Origin of the sequence: Promicromonospora sp. NPDC060271 (assembly GCF_042726755.1) — a bacterium.
Taxonomy (GTDB): Bacteria; Actinomycetota; Actinomycetes; order Actinomycetales; family Cellulomonadaceae; genus Promicromonospora.
On sequence record NZ_JBHXBG010000102.1, the window covers coordinates 1 to 20,677 of the forward strand.

Here is a 20,677-nt window from a genome sequence, read left to right on the forward strand (position 1 = left end):
GGGGCCGGGGGGGGCTCGGCCTCCGGTTGACCGCGGGGGGGCCGCGCCCCGCGGGCGCACAGCAGCTCCCGTGCACCCGTCAGGAGCTGGTCGGAGGCGTGCAGCAGGCACTGCCCGAGGATGTCCTCCTTGCCCGCGAAGTGCTTGTACAGCGCGGGGCCGGAGACACCGACGGCCGCGCCGATGTCACCCATGGAGACGCCGTGGAAGCCACGGGCGGCGAACAGGTCGGCTGCCGTGCTCAGGATCTGCTGCCTGCGCGGGGTCACAGGCAGCAGCATAGGAGCCGTCACTTGATCCCGGTGCTCGCGATCCCCTGGACGAACGTCCGCTGGAACACGAGGAACACCACGAGCAGCGGCACGACGGCGACCGTGGCCACCGCCATCACGGCGCCCCAGGGCGAGCTGAACGCCGGGTTGTTGGTCAGCGTCGAGAGCCCGACGGGCACGGTGAGGCTCTCGTTGCCCTGCAGCACGACGAGCGGCCACAGGAAGTCGTTCCACCGGTTCATGAACCCGAGGATGACGAGCACGCCCACCAGTGGCCAGCACGTCGGGAGCACCACACGGAAGAACGTGCGCAGCTCGCCGGCGCCGTCGAGCCGGGCCGCCTCGATCAGGGCGTCCGGCACCCCGAGCATGAACTGCCGGGCGATGAAGATGCCCACGACGTCGAACAGCGTCGGCAGGATCACGGCCCAGGGCGAGTCGACGAGCCCGAGGCGGGCCGTGACGAGGAACGCGGGCACGAGCGTGACCTGGATGGGGATCATGATCGTCACCAGGAACGCGGCGTAGAGCAGGCCGCGGCCGCGGAACCGGTACTTGGCCAGCGCGTACCCGGCGCCCAGCGACACGCAGACTGACAGCGCGGTGCCGACGGACGCGACGAACGCGGAGTTGCCGAGCCAGTGCCACACGGGCTGCGTGGCGAACACCTCGGTGAAGTTGCCGAGGGTCGGGGCCTCGGGCCAGAGGTAGAACTCGCTGCTCTGCGACTGACCGCCGGGCGTCAGCGCGGAGACGATCATCCAGTACAGCGGGAAGACGACGACCATCGCGCCGGCGGCCAGCACGGCGGTGAGCAGCCAGCGCCGTCGGCGGGTGCGGTGCTCTCTCGGGACCTGGTTCACAGGAGCTCCTCCGCTCGCTTCGTCGCACGCTGCCGCAGCAGCGTGAACACCAGCAGGATCAGCACAAGCAGCAGGCCGAGCGCGGCCGCGTACCCCATGCGCGCGTCGGCGAAGGCCGACCGGAACACGTACTGGATCAGCACGGTGGTCGAGAACCCGGGCCCGCCGCCCGTCATCACGTAGATGACGTCGAACGACTGGAGCGAGAACACGACGTTGAGGATGAGCAGGATCGAGGTGGTCGGCGCCAGCATGGGCACCGTGAGGCGCCGCAGCCGCTGCCAGCCGCTCGCGCCGTCGATCGCCGCCGCCTCGCGCAGCTCCGCCGGGATGGACTGCAGGGCGCCGAGGTAGATCACCATGCAGAACCCGATCCGGGTCCACACCACCACGGCGATCAGCGTGAGCATGGCGGTGTTCGGGGACGTCAGCCAGGGCAGGCCGGACAGGCCCAGCGCGGCGAGCGCGTTGTTCGCCACGCCGTAGTCCGGGTTGAAGATCCACGACATGATGACGCCGACGACGACACCGGCCGCGATCATCGGTACGAAGAACAGCGCCCGCAGCAGTCCGCGCCCCGGCAGCGGCCGGTTCAGCGCGACGGCGAGGGCCAGCCCGATCGCCATCGCCGTCGGCACGGTGCCGACCGTGAACACGAGGGTGTTGAGCAGGGCGGTGCGCAGCAGGGGGTCGGCCAGCATCGCCTCGTAGTTGTCGGCGCCGACCCACTCGCCGTCGCCGAGCGTTGCCGTGTCCTGGAAGGACAGGGCGACGGCGATGACGATGGGCACCAGGGAGAAGGCGAGGAAGAGCAGGCCCGCCGGCCCCACGAACAGGTAGGGCGCCCAGTGCGGCCGCCGTCGGCCGTGGTCCGGCGTGCGGGTCTCATCGCGTCGTGACACTGCGCATCGCCTCCGTCAGCTGGGTGCCGCACTCGGCGGGCGTCAGCTCGCCGAGGAAGCACAGGTCGAGGTAGTCGGCGAGCACCGAGTTGAGCGAGCTGAAGTACTGCCCGGACTCGGCGCGCACCATCGACAGCGGGATGGTGGTCGCCTGGTCGATGAACCGCTGCATGGTCTCGGCGTGCCGTTCGTAGCCGATGTCGGCGGCGTCCAGGGAGGAGCGGGCGGGCAGCCAGTTGCCCCGCTTGCAGAACTCGACGACGTTGGCCCGGCTGGTGATGAACGCGACGAGCTCGGCGGCGAGCTCCGGGTGCTTGCTCGACTTGGTGACCGCCAGGGCGTTGCCGCCCAGGTCGGACGCCTCGCCGACGCCCCGGATCATGGGCGCGGTGCCCCACTGGTCGGGCAGGCCCTCGTCGAAGGACGCTATCGACTCCGGGTTGTCGAGCAGCAGGCCGATCTGCCCGGTGAGGAAGAGGTCGCGGGACGGCGTGCCGCCCGACTTGCTCATGTTCGCCGGGGACACGAGTCCTTCGCTGTACCAGCGGCGTCCGAAGTCCAGGGCCTCGACCGCCTCGGCGCTGTCCATCGACGGCGTCTCGCCGTCCTCGCCGAGGAACGTGCCGCCGTTCTGGTAGACGATCGGCAGCCAGCGGTACGCCGTCTCGGCGCCGCCCCAGCCGTAGCCGAACCCGTAGCCGCCGGTCACCTGCTGGGCTTCCCGGGCGATCGCCAGGAACTCCTCCCAGTGCCACGCGTCCGCCAGGGACGACGGCGGCGTCACCCCGATCTGCTCCATCACCCGCCGGTCGTAGTAGGTGATGAAGTTGTCGGTGTGCTGGAAGACGCCGTACAGGCCGTCCTCCCGCGCGCCGATCGCCCAGAACGGCTCCGACCAGTCGTCCTGGTAGTCCGCCGGCACCGCGCCGGTCAGGTCGACCAGGCTGCCGTTGGCGGCGTAGCGGCCGATCTGCTGCGGGGTGATCCGGATGATGTCGGGCGCGAGGTCGGCGGCGAGCCGCGTGATGAACCACTGGTGGAACTGGCCCGTCGTCACCTCCACCGCGACGCTGGTGCCGGGGTGGGCCGCCACGAACTCGTCGGCGATCGCCTGATAGGACTCCAGGTCCAGGGGGATGTTCCACGAGGACAGGCGCAGGTGCCTGGTCCCCGTCGGGGCGCCGGAGCAGGCGGCCAGCGCCCCCGCCACACTGATCCCTGCGACCGCGAGGAACGTGCGGCGGGACACCGGATGGGTGGGCATGTCGTCTCCTCTTCGTTGAGGGTTCGTCGAGCGTGGTGCGTGCGCGCTCAGTGCTTGAGCGCCGCGGGCAGGGTCGCCGCGGGCCGCAGCGCCGCCGGCAGCAGCGCCGCGTGCGCGGCGAGCAGCTCGTCCGTCATGGCGCGGATCTGCTCCAGCGTGCAGTGCGCGGACGTGAGCGGGTCCATCGCGACGGCGTGGTGCACGTGCTCGACGTCGCCGGTCAGCGCCGCGCGGACGGCGAGCGTCTGCACGTTGGTGTTCGTGCGGTTGATCGCCGCGAGCTGGGGCGGCAGGTCACCGGCCGACGTCGGCTGCACGCCGCCCGCGTCGACCAGGCAGGCGACCTCGACACACGCGTCGTCGGGCAGGTTGGTGATGATCCGTCCCGCGTTGGGCACGTTGCCGTACACGACGGCGGGCACCCCTGTGACCACGGCGTTCACGATGGAGGCCCCGTACTCGACGGACGGGCTCAGGTCCGCCTTGAGGCGTTCGAGCTGGTCGTCGACGTCGCCCTGCTCGTCGTGCGCCGCGCAGATCTCGTAGTAGTCCCAGCGCTCCGGGATGTACTCCTTGATCGTGGCGGCGTCCTTGCGGAAGTACGGCACGTACTCCGAGGCGTGGTGGCTGGACTCCGTCTCGAAGTAGCCGAAGTGGTTCATCAGCGCGGTACGTACCTGCTCGTTGCCGCCCTCGTAGTTGCTGGCCGCTACCGCTTCCTCGGAGTGGTCGCCGTCGTCGGCGAGGAGGTCGGACGCCGCACGGCCGACCTGGTGGCGCTCCTTCATGACCTCGCGCAGGCGCGGGTAGAGGTCCTCGGTGCCGCGCCGGAACTCGAGGATCCACGCCTGGTGGTTGATGCCCGCGCAGCGGTAGGAGACCTCGTCGTACGGCACGCCGAGCGTCCGCGCGAGCATCCGGGTGGTGCCCTGCACGCTGTGGCACAGGCCGACGGTGCGCAGCCCCAGCGCGTTCAGGTACGCCGTCGCCATCGCCATCGGGTTGGCGTAGTTGATGAACTGGGCGTCCGGGCACACCTCGAGGGCGTCGGCCGCGATGTCCTGGTACGCGGTCACCGACCGCAGGAACCGGAACACGCCGCCCGGGCCGACGGTGTCCCCGACGGTCTGGTCGACGCCGTAGCGCCGCGGGATCTCGACGTCGTGCCGGTAGGAGTCCACGCCGCCGACCTGGAACGTGATGATCACGAAGTCGGCGTCGCGCAGGGCCGCGCGCCGGTCGGTGGTCTGCTCGACGACGGTGGGCAGGCCGTGGTGGGCCACGAGCTCCCGGGTGGCGGTCGCCACCCGGTCGAGGCGTCCGGCGTCGAGGTCCATGAGGCTGAGGGTGGCGCCCTGCAGCGCCGGGAAGCTGAGCAGGTCGCCGATGAGGCGGAGCGGGAAGACGAAACCACCGGCGCCGATGATGGTGACCTTGGGGGAGTGAGCCATACGGCGACGCTAGGTCAGAGGATGGCGGTCATACCTCCGGCTGCGTGCCCCGGCTCTCCGGGATCCTTCGGTCCGCACCGCGGCCGCGCGGGGCCTTATGCTCCCGCACATGACGCTAGCGGACGACGAGGTGGAGCTGGCCGAACCCGCCCTGTGGGTGCAGCGGGGCGCGCCGCCGGTGATGATGCGGCCGCACCGGCACGACGACCTGGAGCTCAACCTGGTGCACACCGGCCGGCTCGAATATCTCTTCGGCGGCTCGTTCCTGCGGGTGGAGGCCGGTGAGGTGGCGCTGTTCTGGGGCGGCACCCCGCACCAGCTCGTGGAGCCCGGCGCGACGCCGACCGACGTTTCGTGGGTGCACATCCCGCTCACCGAGGTGCTGAGCTGGGCGCTGCCCACCGAGCAGATGGCGGTCCTGCTGCGGGCGCGGCCCGTCGTCGTGCCGACGGACGTCCTCGTGCGGGACGTCGGCGCCCTCTTCGAGAGCTGGCACCACGACGTCCTGGACAGCGGGTACGGCACCGTCGTCATGCTGGAGGCGCAGGCGTTCGTGCGACGGGTCCTGACCCGTGCGGCGCAGGACGCCCCGGAGGTGCCGTCGACGCTGTACGAGCACGAGCCGCAGGCCGGGGCCGCCGGGCGCGCCGCCGCGATGGCCCAGTTCGTGGCCGAGCACTACCGGTCGCCGATCACCGCCGCCGACGTGGCCCGCGCCGTCCACCTGAGCCCCAGCCACGCGATGACGCTCTTCAAGCGGGTCGTCGGCACGACGGTCGGCACGTACATCGCGCGGTGCCGCGTCGCGGAGGCGCAGCGGCTGCTCATCACGTCGGACCGCACCACCGCCGAGGTCGCGCACGCGTCCGGGTTCACGGCGCAGAGCAGCTTCTACGACACCTTCCGGCAGGTGTGCGGCACGGCTCCGGGTGACTACCGCCGCGCCTTCCGCTGAGAACTTCGCCGAGGCCGCGGCAGGTCGAACCGCGCGCCAGGGGTTAACGATCATTAACCGGCGGACTATGCTGCGACACGTGGCCATCAACACCGCCGTTGGAACGGACCTCCGCACCCTCACCGCGCAGCTGCGCGACCGCCTCGCGCGCGTGCGCGAGGGCGGCTCGGCCGCGGCGCGCGAGAAGCACACCGCGCGCGGCAAGCTGCTCGCGCGCGACCGCGTGGACCGGCTGCTCGACCCGGGGTCCGCGTTCCTGGAGATCGGGGCGCTCGCGGCCTACGACATGTACGGGGGTGAGTGGGCGGTGCCCAGCGCGGGCATCGTCACGGGCATCGGCCGCGTCGCCGGGCGTGAGTGCGTGATCGTCGCCAACGACGCCACCGTCAAGGGCGGCACCTACTACCCGGTCACGGTCAAGAAGCACCTGCGCGCGCAGCAGATCGCCGCCGAGAACCACCTGCCCTGTATCTATCTGGTGGACTCCGGCGGCGCGTACCTGCCGATGCAGGACGAGGTGTTCCCCGACCGGGAGCACTTCGGCCGCATCTTCTACAACCAGGCGAACCTGTCCGCCCGCGGCATCCCGCAGGTCGCGGCCGTCATGGGCTCGTGCACCGCGGGCGGCGCGTACGTGCCGGCGATGAGCGACGAGGCGGTCATCGTGCGCGACGAGGGCACGATCTTCCTCGGCGGTCCGCCCCTGGTGCAGGCCGCCACGGGCGAGATCGTGACGGCCGAGGAGCTCGGCGGCGGCCTGGTGCACACCACGACGTCGGGCGTCGCGGACCATCTGGCCGACGACGACGCGCACGCCCTGCGCATCGTCCGCGAGATCATCGGCACCACCACCGGCACGTCCACCGGCACAGCCCAGGTCCCGAGCCTGGAGCGGATGGTGCCCGAGGAGCCCGAGCTCGACCCCGACGGCCTCTACGACGTGCCCGCCGACCCGCGCACGCCGTACGACGTGCGCGACGTGATCCGCCGCATCGTCGACGGCTCGCAGCTCACCGAGTTCAAGGCCCGGTACGGCGAGACCCTGGTGTGCGCCTTCGCCCGCATCGACGGGTATCAGGTCGGGATCGTCGCGAACAACGGCATCCTGTTCTCCGAGTCGGCGCTCAAGGGCGCGCACTTCGTACAGCTCTGCGACCAGCGGCGCATCCCGCTCGTGTTCCTGCAGAACATCGCGGGGTTCATGGTCGGAAAGGAGTACGAGCACCGCGGCATCGCCAAGGACGGCGCCAAGCTCGTCACGGCCGTGGCCTGCACGTCGGTGCCGCGGTTCACGGTGGTGCTCGGCGGCTCGTTCGGCGCCGGGAACTACGGCATGAGCGGCCGCGCCTACGATCCCAGGTTCCTGTGGATGTGGCCCGGCGCACGGATCTCCGTCATGGGCGGCGAGCAGGCGGCGTCGGTCCTCGCGACCGTGCGGCGCGACCTCGCCGACGCCCCGCCCGAGCAGGTCGAGGCGTTCAAGGACCCGATCCGCGCCCAGTACGAGACCCAGGGCAACCCCTACTACGCCACCGCCCGCCTCTGGGACGACGGCGTGATCGACCCCGCCGACACCCGCCGCGTCCTCGCCCTCGGCCTGGCCGCCGCCGCGAACGCCCCGATCGCCGAGCCGTCCTACGGCATCTTCCGGATGTGATCACGATGACCACCACGATCAACACCCTCCTGATCGCCAACCGCGGCGAGATCGCCCTGCGGGTCATCCGCACCGCCCGCCGCCTCGGGCTGCGCACGGTCGCCGTCTACTCGGACGCCGACGCCACCGCGCCGCACACCCGCGCCGCCGACGTCGCCGTCCGCATCGGCCCGACCCCGGCCGCCGAGTCCTACCTGTCGATCCCCGCCCTGCTGGCGGCCGCGAAGGAGACGGGCGCCGACGCCGTCCACCCCGGCTACGGGTTCCTGTCCGAGCAGGCCGACTTCGCGCGCGCCGTCATCGGCGCCGAGCTGACCTGGGTCGGGCCGCCGCCCGACGCGATGGACGCCATGGGGCGCAAGGACACGGCGCGGAAGATCGCCGAAGCAGCAGGCGTGCCGATGCTGGCGCTGTCGGCCGCCGGCGCGCCCGGATCGGTCGGCTCCTTCCCGCTCCTCGTCAAGGCGGCGGCGGGCGGCGGCGGCAAGGGCATGCGCATCGTGCGCAGCCAGGACGAGCTCGCCTCCTCGATCGCCGCCGCCCGCCGCGAGGCCGCCGCCGCGTTCGGCGACGACACGGTGCTCCTGGAGCGGTACGTCGAACGCGGCAGGCACGTCGAGGTGCAGATCCTCGCCGACGAGCACGGCAACGTCCTGCACCTGCACGAGCGTGACTGCTCCGCCCAGCGCCGGCACCAGAAGGTCCTGGAGGAGGCGCCGGCGCCCGACCTCGACCCGGAGCTGCGCGACGCGCTGCACGAGTGGGCCGTCCGGCTGGCCCGGGAAGTCGGGTACACGGGCGTCGGGACGGCGGAGTTCCTGGTCGAGGTGGGGAACGCGACAGGCTCGGCCGGCGGCGCCTGGTTCCTCGAGATGAACACCCGCCTCCAGGTCGAGCACCCCGTCACCGAGGAGGTCGTGCGCGTCCGCGGCGAACGCATCGACCTCGTCGAGCAGCAGCTCCGCGTGGCGGCGGGGGAGCCGCTGGGCTTCGCCCAGGACGACGTCGCTGTCAGCGGCCACGCGATCGAGGCGCGCATCTACGCCGAGGACGCGTTCGGCGGGTTCCTGCCCCAGGCGGGGACGGCGACGCGGGTGCGCTGGCCCGAGGGCTCGGCCGGCAGAGACGGTGTCCGGGTCGAGGCCGGCATCGAGGACGGCACGGTCGTCCCCGCCGCCTACGATCCCATGGTCGGCAAGGTCATCGCCCGCGGCGCCGACCGCGAGGCCGCCCGGCGCGGCCTGGTCGCGGCGCTCGACGCCACGGCCATCGGCGGCCTCGTCACCAACACCGGGTTCGTGCGGGCGCTCGCGGACTCCGCTGCGTTTCGTGACGGCGAGGTGCACACCGCCTGGCTGGACTCCCACCCGCTGCCGGCCCCGGACCCGGCGTCCGCCATGGTGGCGGCAGCCTGGACCGTCGCGGCGGCCGCCGCGGCCGACGGCGGCGACGGGTGGCGCCTCGGCGGGCCGCGCGCCGACACCTGGGTCGAGCTGGACGACGCGGTGCTCCGCGTGAGCACCGCGCGGGGCGAGGTGCGCCGCGCGGGCGGGCCGCCGACGTCGTGCCGAGCGGTCGGCGGGGCTCCAGTCGCGGCGTCGGGTGGGCCGACGAGCGACGGGCTGCTCGCGCTGGACGGCGTGACCGAGCGGTTCACGGTGGACGTCGGCCCGCGTTTGATCGAGGCGAGCACCCGCGGGCACACGTTCCGGTTCGTCCGGCCGGGCGCCTCCAGCCTGGCGGCGGCCGAGCTGTCCGACGGCATGGTGCTCGCCGCGATGCCCGGCACGCTGGCCAGCGTCGAGGTGCGGGACGGCGACCTGGTGGTGGCCGGGCAGTCGCTCGGCGTGCTGGAGGCGATGAAGATGGAGGTGGCGCTCCTGGCGCCGGCGGAAGGCGTGGTGCGCGTCCGGGCGGCGGCCGGCGACCAGGTCGCGGCGCGGCAGGTGCTCTTCGAGATCGAGCCGACCCCGCAGGAGCAGGAGGCGACCCGTGGCTGAGCAGCTTCGACGCCCCCAGGTGGTGCCCGACCCGAGCCTGCCCGACCGCGTGACCATCTACGAGGTGGGCCCGCGCGACGGCCTGCAGAACGAGAAGGCGGTGGTCCCGGCGGCGGTGAAGGTCGGCCTGGTCGAGCGCCTGCTCGACGCCGGCCTGCCGTACGTCGAGGCCACGAGCCTCGTGCACCCGCGCTGGGTGCCCCAGCTCGCCGACGCCGAGGAGGTGCTGGCGGCGCTGGTGGACCGGCTCGGCGACCGCGCCCGCGACCTGCCCGTGCTGGTGCCCAACGAGCGCGGCCTGGAGCGGGCGTACGACCTCGGGCTGCGGCACATCGCCGTGTTCGCCAGCGCCACCGACACGTTCGCACGGCGGAACCTGAACCGTTCCCTCGACGAGCAGTGGGCCATGTTCGAGCCGGTCATGACGCGGGCCCGCGCGGCGGGGATGCGGGTGCGGGCCTACGTGTCGATGTGCTTCGGCGACCCGTGGGAGGGGGAGGTGCCGCTGGACCAGGTGGTCGCGGCGGGCAAACGGCTCATGGATCTCGGGGCGGAACAGCTCTCGCTCGGCGACACGATCGGCGTGGGGACGCCGGGGCACGTCGTCGCGCTCCTGGACGCGCTGAACGCCGCCGGCCTGCCCGACGACGTGCTGGCGCTGCACGCCCACGACACCTACGGGCAGGCGCTCGGCAACGTCGCCGCCGCGCTCCGGCACGGCGTGACGACGTTCGACACGTCGGCGGGCGGGCTCGGCGGGTGCCCGTACGCGGAGTCGGCCACGGGGAACCTCGCCACGGAGGACCTGCTCTGGATGCTCGACGGGCTCGGGATCACGACCGGCGTCTCCATGTCGCGCCTGGTGGAGGCCGGGACCTGGCTGGAGGGGCATCTGGGGCGCCCGTCGCCGAGCCGGGTGCTGCAGGCGCTGCGGGGCTAGCCCTTAGAGCTCGCTGTCTCGACCACGTCCCGCAGGTAGAACTTGTACCAGAGCCGGACCGGAGTGCCCGGGCCGTCGCCGACCGCCATGCTGGGCTTGATCGACGTGGACACCTCACCGGCCGCGCCGTTGTAGTTGGCATCCGTCCGGGACCGGTTGATGTCGGCGGTCTCGGCCCACTTCGCGGTCTCGGCCCATTCGGCGACCTGGGTGGCGTCGACGCCGAGCAGGCCGGCGTCCGCCGCCATCCGGTCGGCTGCCGCCTGCCCGTCTACCTCGGTCCAGAACAGGTCGACGGAGTCCACGTAGCCGTGCCGGGTGCTCACCGCCATCTGCTCGGTGCGCCCCGACCAGGTCCCGGTGGGGAGCGTCAGGCTGACGGTGGCGTCCTCGGGCACGGCGACCTCCACCCGCTTGTTCTCCGGGAGCCCCAGAGCCTCCGCCTCGAGCGGCCGTGTCAGGTCCCACTGCATGTTGTTCCCCTCTCCGAATAGCTGGGCGCCGTCGTCGTCCCGGCCGCCGCCGACGCTGACGGTGCAGCCGGTCGTCGCCGCGAGGGCGAGGGCAGCGGCCGCCGCGAGGATCACCTGTCGTACGGACATTGGTCCACCCTGTCATGAGGCCGGGTGTCACTGGTCGACATCGACGCTCCAGTCCGTCGCGAGGTCGTCGACTATGCGGCCGAGCCGGTCCGGGTTGGTGAGGCGATAGCCCTCGATGCGCTCGGACACGTCGGTCCGCAGGATCTCCTCGGCGCGAGCCGGGTCGTTCGCGATCAGGTCCTGGTACGCGGGCAGCGTGTCGTTGGAGACGTAGTCCCAGCGCTGCTCCCGATCCGCGATGTTGCCGTTCGGCAGCGGAGTGGTCACCTCGACCGAGCCCTGCGTCGGGTTGTCGAAGGACACGTCGGTGAACGGGATGCCGATGTTCTCCGGCCCGGGAGTCTCCACGGTCACGGTCAGCGGGTTGTACTCGCCGAACGTCTCCGTGCCGGGGATCGACGCCTCACCGACGAGCGTCATCATGTAGGTCATCGCCTCGCCCGTCACCGGATGGTTCCGCATCTCGTCGTAGTCGTCGGCGATGATCTGGTTCTGCTCGCGGTCCAGGAACTGGGTGTTGCCCTCGGAGACGCGCGTGGGATCGCCCGAGTCGATGTCCACCCAGGAGTCGTACGTCGCCTCGTCGATGGCGCCGGAGTCGTACATCCGCTGGATCTCCGCCAGGCCGCCGTGCTCGTAGGCGGCATGCATTGAGGCCTGGTCGGCGAAGATCTCCTGCTGCATCTCCAGGAAGGTCGTCTCGTAGAAGCGCAGGTCCTCGTCGGTCAGCGCGGCGACCTGCTCGATCAGGACGCCCTGGGGCAGGCCGTTGGGCAGGTGCTGGAGCACCTCGCCCCCGATCTCGAACCCCTGTGCGATGTCACGGAACATGGCCAGGTCCTGGAAGCCCGCGGCGAAGGACGGCCCGATCATCGCCGCCATCCCGGCCCACTGCAGGTCCGGGTTCTCGAGGTAGAGCCGGGCGTAGTACTCGTAGACGGCCTCGATGTTCTCGCGGTTGGCCTGTGCGCCCTGGCTCGGGTCCCAGGCGAGGAAGTCGATGCCGGCGTCCTGCGCCGCCTGCCGGGTCCAGTGCTCGCTGGCGACGGGGCCGGCGTCCGGGCCGGGGTAGAGGCCCTGAGCCTCCATCGCGGCCAGGAGGGCGGCGACCTCCTCGTCGGTGGCGGTCGCCAGCCACTCCTCCCGCTCCGCGGTCGAGAGGTCGGTGTACTCCTCCGGGGTGAGGGGAGTCGTGGCGACCTGGACACCGGGACCACCCGGAGCCCCGCCCGGCACGGAGCCGGTGCCGCTCGGGCCCGAGCCTGTCCCGGCGAGGCCGGCGTCCTCGCTGGTGCGCTCCTGGCTGTCGGCGTTCCGGTCCAGCGTGTCACCGGCCTGCGTGAGCGTGTCGATCGCCGCGGAGATGTTCGCGCGGTGCACGCTCGACCACTGCGCGCGGAACTCGTCGCCGCTCGGGCCGAACCAGTCCACGTCGTCCATCAGTGCGTCCACCCGGGCGCGTGCGGTCTCGAGAGTCTGCGTGTTGTCCCGCACGGTGGTGGCGAGAGCCCTCAGCTGGGCGACGTCCGCGCCCCACAGCTCGCCCATGGGTACCCCACTTCGACGGTCCGCCGCGTACCGGTGGTCCGGTAGGCCTTTGGCCGGTCGCCCGGCAGCCCGAACGTAGCCGGACACGGTCAGGGGCGCCATGGGTAGACCTACCCACCGGCCGGAGCCGCCTGGTGCAGCAGCGCCAGCGCCGCCTCGACGGGGCGCGTGACGCGCGGCCGGCAGACGGACCGCAGCGAGAACGGGACGCTCACGTCCAGCGGCCGTGTCACGGCACCCGGTGTGGGCCGCAGCACGAACGTCGGTACGACGGCGACGCCGAGCCCGGCGGCGACGAACCGCGAGACGAGCCCCATGTCCGGGCTCTCGACGACGACGTCCCGGCGCAGCCCGCGCGCGGCCAGCAGGCGTTCGAGGACCACCCGGTGGCCGAATCCCGGCGGGCCGTCGACGAACGGCTCGGCGACCAGGTCGGCGAGCGAGAGCGTGTCGTGCCGTGCCAGCTCGTGGGCCTCGGGGACCACCGCGACGAGCTCGTCCACGAGGAGCTCGTGCGCGCGCAGGCCGTCGAGGTCGGCGAGCGGCAGCCCCGTGATCGCGAGGTCGAGGCGGCCGGCGCGGACGTCGTCGGCCAGGCCGGTGGAGCCGGTGGGGGAGGCCACGACGCTGAGCGTGACCCCCGGGTAGAGCTCGTGGAACCGCCCGGCGAAGGCGGGGGCGTCGACCACGTCGGAGTTGGGGAAGACGCCGAGGCGCAGCCGCCCGCGCAGCCCGCTCTCGGCCGCGGCCACCACGTCGAAGACGCGGTCGACGGACTCGATCGCGGCGCGCGCCTCGGGCAGGAGCGCCCGGCCGGCGTCCGACAGCTCGACGCGGCGGGTGGACCGCACGAACAGCGTGGCGCGGACCTCCCGCTCGAGCGTGCGCACGCCCGCCGATACCGCCGACTGGACGGTCTGCAGCCGCTGCGCGGCGCGCGTGAAGCTGCCCTCCTCCGCGACGGCGATGAAGTACTCCAGGTGCCGGGTGTCCATCCGCCGAGTATCGCTCATCTATCGTGGATGGCGATAAGCGCTATCGGAATGATTCGCTTGTGTGGATGAATGGGGGCGACGCAGACTGCGGAGGTGACCACCACGCACGATGTCTCCGCCCCTGCCGCCCGGCTCGCTCCCGCCCGGCCCGCGACCGCCGGCCCGCGCCGCCACGGCGCCGGGTTCTGGCTCACCGGCCTCACGTTCCTGCTGCTCATGGCGTTCGCGGCGGTGCCGAGCCCGCTCTACGCGCTCTACGCGGCCCGGGACGGGTACGGCCCGTTCACGGTCACGGTGATCTTCGCGGCGTACGCGGTGGGGGTGATCGCGAGCCTGTTCTTCGTGGGGCACCTGAGCGACCGGGTGGGCCGGCGTCCGCTGATCCTCCTGGCGGTGACGCTGCAGCTCCTGGCAGCCGTCGGCTTCCTGGTCCGCGACGACCTGGCGGGCCTCCTCGTGGCCCGGGTGGTCTCGGGCGTCGGGATCGGCGCGCTGACCGCCACGGCCACCGCGTACCTCGCGGAGCTCGACGGCGGGCGCTCCCGGCCGGCGCCGGGACGTGCCGCCGTCGTCGCAACGGTGGCGAACCTGGGCGGGATCGGCCTGGGGCCGGTCCTGTCCGGTCTGCTCGCTGCGCCGTCCGCCCACCCGCTGGTGGTGCCGTACGCGGTGTTCGGGGTGGCGATGGCAGTGCTCCTGGTCGCCACGCCGTTCGTGCCCGAGACCGTGCTGCACCGGCCGGGGCTGTGGCCCTACCGGCCGCAGCGGGCGGCGATCGGCAGCGAGGTGCGCGGCCGGTTCGTGGCCGGGGCCGTCGGCGCGTTCACCGGGTTCGCCGTCCTCGGCCTGTTCAGCTCGGTGGCGGCGTCGTTCGTCCGCGACGAGCTGGGGCAGCCGTCCCTGATCGTGGCGGGCGCCGTCGCGGGGGCGCCGTTCCTGGCCGGCGCGCTCGGCCAGTCCCTCCTGGCCGCCGGCACGCAGCAGGTCCAGCTCCGCTGGGCGGCGGTCCTCGTCGTCGCGGGACCGGCCGCGCTGTTCGGCGGCGTCGTGCTCGCCTCGGTGTGGCTCTTCGTGGCGGGTGGCCTGCTGGCCGGCGGGGGCGCCGGGCTGCTGTTCAAGGCCGCCCTCGGCCGGACGGCGGCCATGGTGGCGCCCGAGGAGCGGGCGGAGGCGCTGGCGCTCGTGTTCCTCGTCGCCTACGCCGGGCTGGTGGTCCCGGTGCTCGCGGTCGGCGTGGGCCTGGTCTACTTGCCCGCGCCGATGGTCCTCGGCGTCTTCGCTGTGCTGGTCGCGCTGGCCGGCGGGTGGTCGGCATGGGCGATGCGGCGGTCCTGATCGCGGGCTGACCAGGTCGGATGTGATGTGCGCGACGCGGGGGTTCGCCGGGCGGCGATCGAGCGTAGGGTCTTCGATGTGACTCTGAAGATTGGGTACAAGGCGTCCGCCGAGCAGTTCGGGCCGCGCGAGCTGGTTGAGCTCGCAGTACGCGCGGAGGAGGTGGGGCTGGACAGCGCGATGGTCTCCGACCACTTCCTGCCGTGGCGGCACGAGGGCGGCCATGCGCCGTCGGCGCTGGCCTGGCTCGCCGCCGCGGGGGAGCGCACCTCGCGCATCCAGCTCGGCACGAGCGTGCTGACCCCGACGTTCCGCTACAACCCCGCGATGATCGCCCAGACCTTCGCCAGCCTCGCGCTGCTGACCGAGAACCGGGTGATCCTGGGGGTCGGCACGGGCGAGGCCCTGAACGAGATCGCCGTCTCGGGCCGGGAGTGGCCCGAGTTCAAGGAGCGGTTCGCACGGCTGCGCGAGGCGGTGCAGCTCATGCGGGCGCTCTGGACCGAGGACAGCGTCGACTTCAAGGGCGACTACTACGAGCTGGTCGGCGCCCAGATCTACGACCGGCCCGAGAACCCCGTGCCCGTCTACGTCGCGGCGGGCGGCCCGCTCGTGGCCAAGTACGCCGGTCGCGCGGGCGACGGCTTCATCTGCACCTCCGGCAAGGGGATGGACCTGTACACGGAGAAGCTGGTGCCCGCCGTCGCCGAGGGCGCGGCCAAGGCGGAGCGCGACGTCGCGCAGGTCGAGAAGATGATCGAGATCAAGATCTCGTACGACCGCGACCCGGCCGCCGCGCTGGAGAACACCCGGTTCTGGGCGCCCCTGTCGCTCACGCCCGAGCAGAAGCACAGCGTCCACTCGGCGACCGAGATGGAGCGGCTGGCCGACGAGCTGCCGATCGAGCAGGTGGCGAAGCGCTGGATCGTCGCGTCCGACCCGGAGCAGGCGGTCGAGCAGATCAAGCCGTACGTCGACGCCGGCCTCAACCACCTCGTGGTGCACGGTCCCGGCCAGGACCAGGAGCGGTTCCTGACCCAGTTCAGCGAGGACGTTCTACCGCGCCTCAAGGCGCTCTGACCCCTCCGTTGAGTGCTGGGTATTTGCGCGGTCGAACCGTTTCGATCCCACAAATACCCAGCACTCAACGGGGCAGGGCGGGGGCTTGGGCCGGTATTACGGCCGCACGAGGCCCGTTTCGTAGGCGAGGATCACCAGCGCCGCGCGGTCCCGGGCGCCGAGCTTGGCGAGCAGCCGGCTCACGTAGGTGCGCGCGGTGGCCGGGCTGAGGTAGAGCTCGCCGGCGATCTCGTCGTTCGTCAGCCCGCGGCCGAGCTGCCGCAGCACCTCGCGCTCGCGGTCGGTGAGCCCGGCGAGCCGGCGGTCGTCGGTCCGGGGCGCGGGGGCGGCAGCGACCGCCCGCAGCACGGTGGCCGTCACCCCGGGGTCGAGCAGCGACTCGCCCGCCGCGACCACGCGGACGGCGCGGCGCAGCTCGGCCGGCGCGACATCCTTGAGCAGGTAGCCCGCGGCGCCCGACCGGATCGCCTCGAAGACGTGCTCGTCCTCGTCGAACGTGGTCAGGATCAGCACGCGCACGCTCGCGAGGTCGGGGTCGCCCACGATCTCCTGGGTCGCGGACAGGCCGTCCAGGCGCGGCATCCGGATGTCCATGAGCACGACGTCGGGCCGCAGCTCCCGCACCCGGGACACCCCGGCCCGCCCGTCGGCGGCCTCCCCGACGACGGTGATGTCGCCCTCGCTCTCCGCCAGGGCACGCAGCCCCGCGCGCACGAGCTCCTGGTCGTCCACCAGCACTATGCGGATCTGCGGGCGGATCTGTGGGCTGGTCATGCTTCTCCCGTCTCCAGCCGGAGGGGCAGGTCGGCGGCCACGGCGAAACCGCCGCCGGGCGCGTCGCCCGCGGTGAGGGTGCCGCCGAGCAGGGCGACGCGTTCGCGCATGCCCGAGATCCCGGTGCCCGGCACGAGGCCTGGGCCGGCACCGCGGCCGTCGTCGGCCACCCGGAGGGCCAGGCGGCCGCCGGCTGCCCGCACGGAGACCACGACGCGGCCGGCCTCGGCGTGCCGCAGCACGTTGGTGAGCGACTCCTGGACCACCCGGTAGGCGGCGGCGTCGATGGCCCCGTCGAGGGTCGCGGCGGGTACGTCGACCTCGACGTCCACGACGAGCCCGGCCGCCCGCGCCGAGGCGGCGAGGGTGTCGACGCCGGCCAGGCCGGTCGGCGCGGAGTCGGGCCCGCCCGCCGGTCCGCTCGCCGGACCGCCCACGGGCCCGCCCGCCGGACCACGCAGCAGCCGGACCGTCGACCGCAGCTCGTGCAGCGTGCCCGACGTCGCCTCGCGCACGTGCCCGAGCGCGCGCCGGGCCGCGTCGTCGTCCCGGCCGACGGCCTCGGCGGCCACGCCGGAGTGCAGGGCGATCACCGACAGGTTGTGCCCGACGACGTCGTGCAGGTCCCTGGCGATGCGCAGGCGCTCCGCCTGCAGCCGCTGCTCGGCTGCGCGGGCCTCGTGCACCCGCGCCTCGCGGGACAGCCGGACCGCGACCCCGAGGGCGATCGCCGCCGAGACCAGTGCCACGTCCGTGACGAGCTCGTACGGCGCCAGGGCCTCCTCGGGTGTGTTGCCCACCGTCCGGTAATAGGTCGCGACGCCTACCAGCGTGGTGCCCGCGCCGACCGCCCAGCCGGTGCGCCGGATCTCCGCCGCCGAGTAGATCGCCGCGACCGCAGGCAGCGCCGTGCCGATGGGCGCGAACTGGAGCGCGTAGTAGGTGAACACGCCGAGCACCGTCAGGACGAGCATGGTGCGCGGCGCACGACGCCGGATCAGGACCAGTGCCCCGAAACCCAGCGCGAACAGGTACGCCCCGGGTCCGGCGTGCCGCGCGGCGTCGGGGTCCGCCGCGATGACCACGGCCACCGCCAGCGCCATGGCCAGCGCCAGGACGACGTCGGTGACGCGCGGGTCGACCGCTCGCGGGGCGGCACCCGGTTCGGACACACCCGGTTCGGAAAGACGGCTCTCGGACACACCGTCACCCTACGGACGGCGCGGCCCTGAGGCATCGTCCCGGAGCCGTCCGGCCCCGGACTCAGGGTTTCTGTCGCCCCCGGGCGACACCAGGAGACGATCCAGGGCCGATGTGGGGCGGGGGCCCCGGCAGGCACCTTCGAGGCATGACATCTCAGCACCTTCCCCCTCAGCCCACGCCCCGGCCGCAACCCGCGCGACGGACGCCCGCCGTGCCGTGGACGGTGGTCGCCGGCCTGTCCGCACTGGCGCTGCTCTGGCCGCTGACCGGCCTCACGGGCGTGCTCGGCACGGGCGCGCCCCGGGCGTTCGCCGTCATCGGTATCACCGCCGCTGTGTGGATCGGCGTCGTCGGCCTGGGCCGCGTGCCCCGGCCCGTGCTCACCCTCACCCTGACCGGCCTGGCGTACGGGCTCGTCGGTGTCGCGCTGGGGCAGCTCGTCCCGGTGCTCGCCGGCGTCGGCGGACCTGGCTCCTCGGGGGTCGAGCCCGCGTGGACCATCGTCCCGGCGCTGCTGGTGGAGACCTTCGTCGGTCTGCTCGCCGGCCTGGTGGCGGCAGGCGTGCAGCGCCTGCGCGGGGCCGTCCGATGAGGCGGGCCGGCGCCCTGGCGGCGGGTCCCGCCGCCCTCGCGCTCGTCCTCGCGCTCGCCGGCTGCGGCGCGATCCCCGGCTCGGTCACCCCGGTGACCGAGGCGGAGTTCACGAACGAGCTCGCCGTCCCGCCGCTGGCGCCGTCACGGGTGGTGGACGGCACGCGGGTCTTCGAGCTCACCGCGCAGGAGGGCGTCACCGAGTTCCGGCCCGGTATCGAGACCAGGACGTGGGGCTTCAACGGCTCCTATCTCGGGCCGACGCTGCGTGCCGAACGCGGCGAGCGGGTCGCCGTCGACGTCACCAACGACCTCGACGAGCCGACCAGCGTGCACTGGCACGGCATGCACCTGCCCGCCGCGATGGACGGTGGGCCGCACCAGGAGGTCGAACCGGGCGCCACGTGGCGCCCCACCTGGGAGATCGACCAGCCGGCCGCCAGCCTCTGGTACCACCCGCACCCGCACGGCGCCACGGAGAAGCACGTCTACCGCGGGCTCGCGGGCATGTTCCTCCTGGACGACGACGCCTCGCGCGCCGCGGCCCTGCCACAGGAGTACGGCGTCGACGACGTGCCGGTGATCGTGCAGGACAAGGTGTTCGACGACGACGGGCAGCTCGAGCTCTCCGACGACGGCAGCGAGCCCGGCACGCTCGGCGGGACCGTCCTGGCCAACGGCACCGTCGGCGCGTACCACGAGGTCACCACAGAGCGGGTGCGGCTGCGCCTGCTCAACGGGTCGACCGCACGGACCTACCAGCTCGGGTTCTCCGACCGGGACATGGAGCTCGTCGCGACCGACGGCGGGCTGCTCGACGCGCCGGTGACCCTCGAGCGGGTACGGCTCGCGCCCGGCGAGCGCGCCGAGGTCGTCGTGCGGCTGGAGCCGGGCGAGACCACGCGCCTGCACTCGTTCGAGGCCGACCTGGGCGGCATCGTCGTCCCGTTCGCGATGGGCGGCAACGACGCGTTCGACGTGCTGGAGCTCCGCGCCGCCGACGAGCTCACGCGGTCACCGGAGCCGGCCTGGGAGCCGTCGGTCCACGCGGCGCGGGACGCACTGCACGAGGACGACGCCGCTGTGACGCGCACGTTCCAGCTCGACGACCGCCGGATCAACGGGCGTGCGATGGACATGGGCCGCGTCGACGAGGTCGTCACCGAGGGCGACACGGAGGTCTGGGAGGTGCGCAGCGTCGTGCCGATGCCCCACAGCTTCCACGTGCACGACGTGCAGTTCCGCATCCTGTCCGTCGACGGCGACGCCCCGCCGCCCGAGCTGGCCGGACCCAAGGACACCGTGTACCTCGAACCGAACCGCACCTACCGGCTGCTCATGCGGTTCGACGACTACACCGACCCCGACGTGCCCTACATGTTCCACTGCCACATGCTGCTGCACGAGGACGAGGGGATGATGGGGCAGTTCGTCGTCGTCGGACCGGGGCAGGAGGCGGGGACGCCGCCCGGCGGGCGCGGGAACGGGCACGGGGACGGGGACGGGCACGGCGATGCGGACGGCGGCGGCGCGGACGGCGGCGGCGTGGACGGTGGCGGCGCGGACGCCCACGCGGGGCACCACTGAACCTGTGGCACGCTCGGGAGGTGACCCTCTCTCTTCCTCGCGGCATCACGCACGTCCTGCTCGACCTCGACGGCACCCTCACCGACTCGGCCCCCGGCATCATCGCGTCCCTGCGTGCCGGGTTCGCCGACGCCGGGTTCGAGGTGCCGACCGACGCCGTCCTGCGGACCTTCGTCGGTCCGCCGCTCGGTGCGAGCCTGGCCGGCATCGGCCTGTCCGCCGCTGACGCCGCGGCCACGATCGCCGCCTACCGCCGCGACTTCGAGGTGCGCGGCATGTTCGACAACTCGGTGTTCGCCGGAATCCCCGAGGCGCTGACCGAGCTGCGCGAGGCCGGGGTGACGCTCCTGGTCGCCACGGCCAAGCCCCAGTACTACGCCCGCAAGATCGTCGGGCACTTCGGGCTCGACGGCTATCTGGAGGGCGGGCTCGACGGCGTGCACGGCGCAGCCGACTACGCGGCAGGTGAGGCCCAGGGCAAGGAGGTGGTCGTGGAGCGCGCGCTGGCGCACGCGGCCGCCCTCGGCGCCGACGTCGGACGGACGGTGATGGTGGGCGACCGTGAGCACGACGTGCACGCCGCCGCTCACCACGACGTCCCGACCATCGGCGTGACCTGGGGCTACGCGGCGCCCGGCGAGCTGGAGGCCGCCGGCGC

At 73.0% G+C, this 20,677-nt stretch carries 19 protein-coding genes; 9 read left to right on the forward strand and 10 right to left on the reverse strand.

Translation table 11 applies throughout. From position 1 onward, the window contains the following. From ACFWE2_RS16190 to melA, 5 genes are all read right to left on the reverse strand, one after another. On the reverse strand, positions 1-269 hold a 269-nt coding region (locus tag ACFWE2_RS16190; protein WP_377225241.1), incomplete at its 3' end, for a TetR/AcrR family transcriptional regulator. Positions 270-289: 20 nt separating this feature from the next. Then, positions 290-1,135: a carbohydrate ABC transporter permease gene (locus ACFWE2_RS16195; protein WP_377225242.1), complete on the reverse strand. Its 846-nt coding sequence runs from the start codon at positions 1,133-1,135 to the stop codon at positions 290-292. After that, positions 1,132-2,037 carry a carbohydrate ABC transporter permease gene (locus tag ACFWE2_RS16200; RefSeq protein WP_377225243.1) on the reverse strand — a complete coding sequence of 302 codons (906 nt, stop codon included), beginning with the start codon at positions 2,035-2,037 and terminating at the stop codon, positions 1,132-1,134. The genes ACFWE2_RS16195 and ACFWE2_RS16200 overlap by 4 nt, the downstream gene beginning before the upstream one ends. After that, positions 2,021-3,301, reverse strand: a complete 1,281-nt coding sequence (locus ACFWE2_RS16205) for an ABC transporter substrate-binding protein (protein ID WP_377225244.1) — start codon at positions 3,299-3,301, stop codon at positions 2,021-2,023. Before ACFWE2_RS16205 ends, ACFWE2_RS16200 begins: the two co-directional genes overlap by 17 nt. Positions 3,302-3,348: 47 nt before the next feature. Further along, positions 3,349-4,752: an alpha-galactosidase gene (gene melA, locus ACFWE2_RS16210; RefSeq protein WP_377225245.1), complete on the reverse strand. Its 1,404-nt coding sequence runs from the start codon at positions 4,750-4,752 to the stop codon at positions 3,349-3,351. A gap of 109 nt (positions 4,753-4,861) precedes the next feature. Here melA and ACFWE2_RS16215 point away from each other — a divergent pair, with 109 nt between their 5' ends. The 4 genes from ACFWE2_RS16215 (at position 4,862) to ACFWE2_RS16230 (ending at position 10,304) form a co-directional block, all read left to right on the forward strand. Continuing rightward, positions 4,862-5,707 (forward strand): helix-turn-helix domain-containing protein, encoded by an 846-nt coding sequence (locus tag ACFWE2_RS16215; RefSeq protein WP_377225246.1) that lies wholly within the window; start codon positions 4,862-4,864, stop codon positions 5,705-5,707. Between the two features lie 67 nt (positions 5,708-5,774). Continuing rightward, positions 5,775-7,364: a carboxyl transferase domain-containing protein gene (locus tag ACFWE2_RS16220; RefSeq protein WP_377225247.1), complete on the forward strand. Its 1,590-nt coding sequence runs from the start codon at positions 5,775-5,777 to the stop codon at positions 7,362-7,364. A gap of 5 nt (positions 7,365-7,369) precedes the next feature. After that, positions 7,370-9,364, forward strand: coding sequence for a biotin carboxylase N-terminal domain-containing protein (locus tag ACFWE2_RS16225; protein ID WP_377225248.1), 1,995 nt, complete (start codon positions 7,370-7,372; stop codon positions 9,362-9,364). Then, positions 9,357-10,304, forward strand: coding sequence for a hydroxymethylglutaryl-CoA lyase (locus ACFWE2_RS16230; protein WP_377225249.1), 948 nt, complete (start codon positions 9,357-9,359; stop codon positions 10,302-10,304). The genes ACFWE2_RS16225 and ACFWE2_RS16230 overlap by 8 nt, the downstream gene beginning before the upstream one ends. Here the strand turns inward: ACFWE2_RS16230 and ACFWE2_RS16235 are convergent. The 3 genes from ACFWE2_RS16235 to ACFWE2_RS16245 all read right to left on the reverse strand — a co-directional run bounded on the left by ACFWE2_RS16235 (position 10,301) and on the right by ACFWE2_RS16245 (position 13,467). Next, complete coding sequence (locus ACFWE2_RS16235; RefSeq protein ID WP_377225250.1) at positions 10,301-10,906, reverse strand: hypothetical protein; 606 nt, start codon at positions 10,904-10,906, stop codon at positions 10,301-10,303. The two genes, ACFWE2_RS16230 and ACFWE2_RS16235, sit on opposite strands and share 4 nt — an antisense overlap. A 27-nt stretch (positions 10,907-10,933) precedes the next feature. Beyond that, a complete protein-coding gene (locus tag ACFWE2_RS16240) occupies positions 10,934-12,454 on the reverse strand; it encodes a WXG100 family type VII secretion target (protein WP_377225251.1) in 1,521 nt (506 codons plus the stop codon). A 110-nt stretch (positions 12,455-12,564) separates the two neighbouring features. Beyond that, positions 12,565-13,467 (reverse strand): LysR family transcriptional regulator, encoded by a 903-nt coding sequence (locus ACFWE2_RS16245; RefSeq protein WP_377225252.1) that lies wholly within the window; start codon positions 13,465-13,467, stop codon positions 12,565-12,567. 75 nt (positions 13,468-13,542) lie between these two features. On the opposite strand from ACFWE2_RS16245, the gene ACFWE2_RS16250 reads away from it, so the two are divergent. Then, positions 13,543-14,784 carry an MFS transporter gene (locus ACFWE2_RS16250; protein ID WP_377225253.1) on the forward strand — a complete coding sequence of 414 codons (1,242 nt, stop codon included), beginning with the start codon at positions 13,543-13,545 and terminating at the stop codon, positions 14,782-14,784. A 78-nt stretch (positions 14,785-14,862) separates the two neighbouring features. Next, positions 14,863-15,864 (forward strand): glucose-6-phosphate dehydrogenase (coenzyme-F420), encoded by a 1,002-nt coding sequence (gene fgd, locus ACFWE2_RS16255; protein ID WP_377225254.1) that lies wholly within the window; start codon positions 14,863-14,865, stop codon positions 15,862-15,864. A gap of 96 nt (positions 15,865-15,960) precedes the next feature. Here fgd and ACFWE2_RS16260 read toward each other — a convergent pair whose 3' ends face one another. Then, positions 15,961-16,638: a response regulator gene (locus ACFWE2_RS16260; protein ID WP_377225255.1), complete on the reverse strand. Its 678-nt coding sequence runs from the start codon at positions 16,636-16,638 to the stop codon at positions 15,961-15,963. Continuing rightward, a complete protein-coding gene (locus ACFWE2_RS16265; protein WP_377225256.1) occupies positions 16,635-17,840 on the reverse strand; it encodes a sensor histidine kinase in 1,206 nt (401 codons plus the stop codon). The genes ACFWE2_RS16260 and ACFWE2_RS16265 overlap by 4 nt, the downstream gene beginning before the upstream one ends. A gap of 146 nt (positions 17,841-17,986) precedes the next feature. Here ACFWE2_RS16265 and ACFWE2_RS16270 point away from each other — a divergent pair, with 146 nt between their 5' ends. The 3 genes from ACFWE2_RS16270 to ACFWE2_RS16280 form a co-directional block, all read left to right on the forward strand. Beyond that, positions 17,987-18,433: a hypothetical protein gene (locus tag ACFWE2_RS16270; protein ID WP_377225257.1), complete on the forward strand. Its 447-nt coding sequence runs from the start codon at positions 17,987-17,989 to the stop codon at positions 18,431-18,433. Beyond that, positions 18,430-20,019, forward strand: a complete 1,590-nt coding sequence (locus tag ACFWE2_RS16275; protein ID WP_377225258.1) for a multicopper oxidase family protein — start codon at positions 18,430-18,432, stop codon at positions 20,017-20,019. The genes ACFWE2_RS16270 and ACFWE2_RS16275 overlap by 4 nt, the downstream gene beginning before the upstream one ends. Positions 20,020-20,039: 20 nt before the next feature. Further along, positions 20,040-20,677, forward strand: a 638-nt coding sequence (locus ACFWE2_RS16280; RefSeq protein ID WP_377225259.1) for an HAD hydrolase-like protein, incomplete at its 3' end; no start/stop codon positions are given.

Coding starts and splice junctions, on each gene's coding strand:
- ACFWE2_RS16245 (WP_377225252.1), bottom strand. CDS start 13,467: ATGAGCGATACTCGGCGGATGGACACCCGGCACCTGGAGTACTTCATC.
- melA (WP_377225245.1), bottom strand. CDS start 4,752: ATGGCTCACTCCCCCAAGGTCACCATCATCGGCGCCGGTGGTTTCGTC.
- ACFWE2_RS16240 (WP_377225251.1), bottom strand. CDS start 12,454: ATGGGCGAGCTGTGGGGCGCGGACGTCGCCCAGCTGAGGGCTCTCGCC.
- ACFWE2_RS16215 (WP_377225246.1), top strand. CDS start 4,862: ATGACGCTAGCGGACGACGAGGTGGAGCTGGCCGAACCCGCCCTGTGG.
- ACFWE2_RS16225 (WP_377225248.1), top strand. CDS start 7,370: ATGACCACCACGATCAACACCCTCCTGATCGCCAACCGCGGCGAGATC.
- ACFWE2_RS16235 (WP_377225250.1), bottom strand. CDS start 10,906: ATGTCCGTACGACAGGTGATCCTCGCGGCGGCCGCTGCCCTCGCCCTC.
- ACFWE2_RS16220 (WP_377225247.1), top strand. CDS start 5,775: ATGCTGCGACACGTGGCCATCAACACCGCCGTTGGAACGGACCTCCGC.
- ACFWE2_RS16260 (WP_377225255.1), bottom strand. CDS start 16,638: ATGACCAGCCCACAGATCCGCCCGCAGATCCGCATAGTGCTGGTGGAC.
- ACFWE2_RS16275 (WP_377225258.1), top strand. CDS start 18,430: ATGAGGCGGGCCGGCGCCCTGGCGGCGGGTCCCGCCGCCCTCGCGCTC.
- ACFWE2_RS16270 (WP_377225257.1), top strand. CDS start 17,987: ATGACATCTCAGCACCTTCCCCCTCAGCCCACGCCCCGGCCGCAACCC.
- ACFWE2_RS16205 (WP_377225244.1), bottom strand. CDS start 3,301: ATGCCCACCCATCCGGTGTCCCGCCGCACGTTCCTCGCGGTCGCAGGG.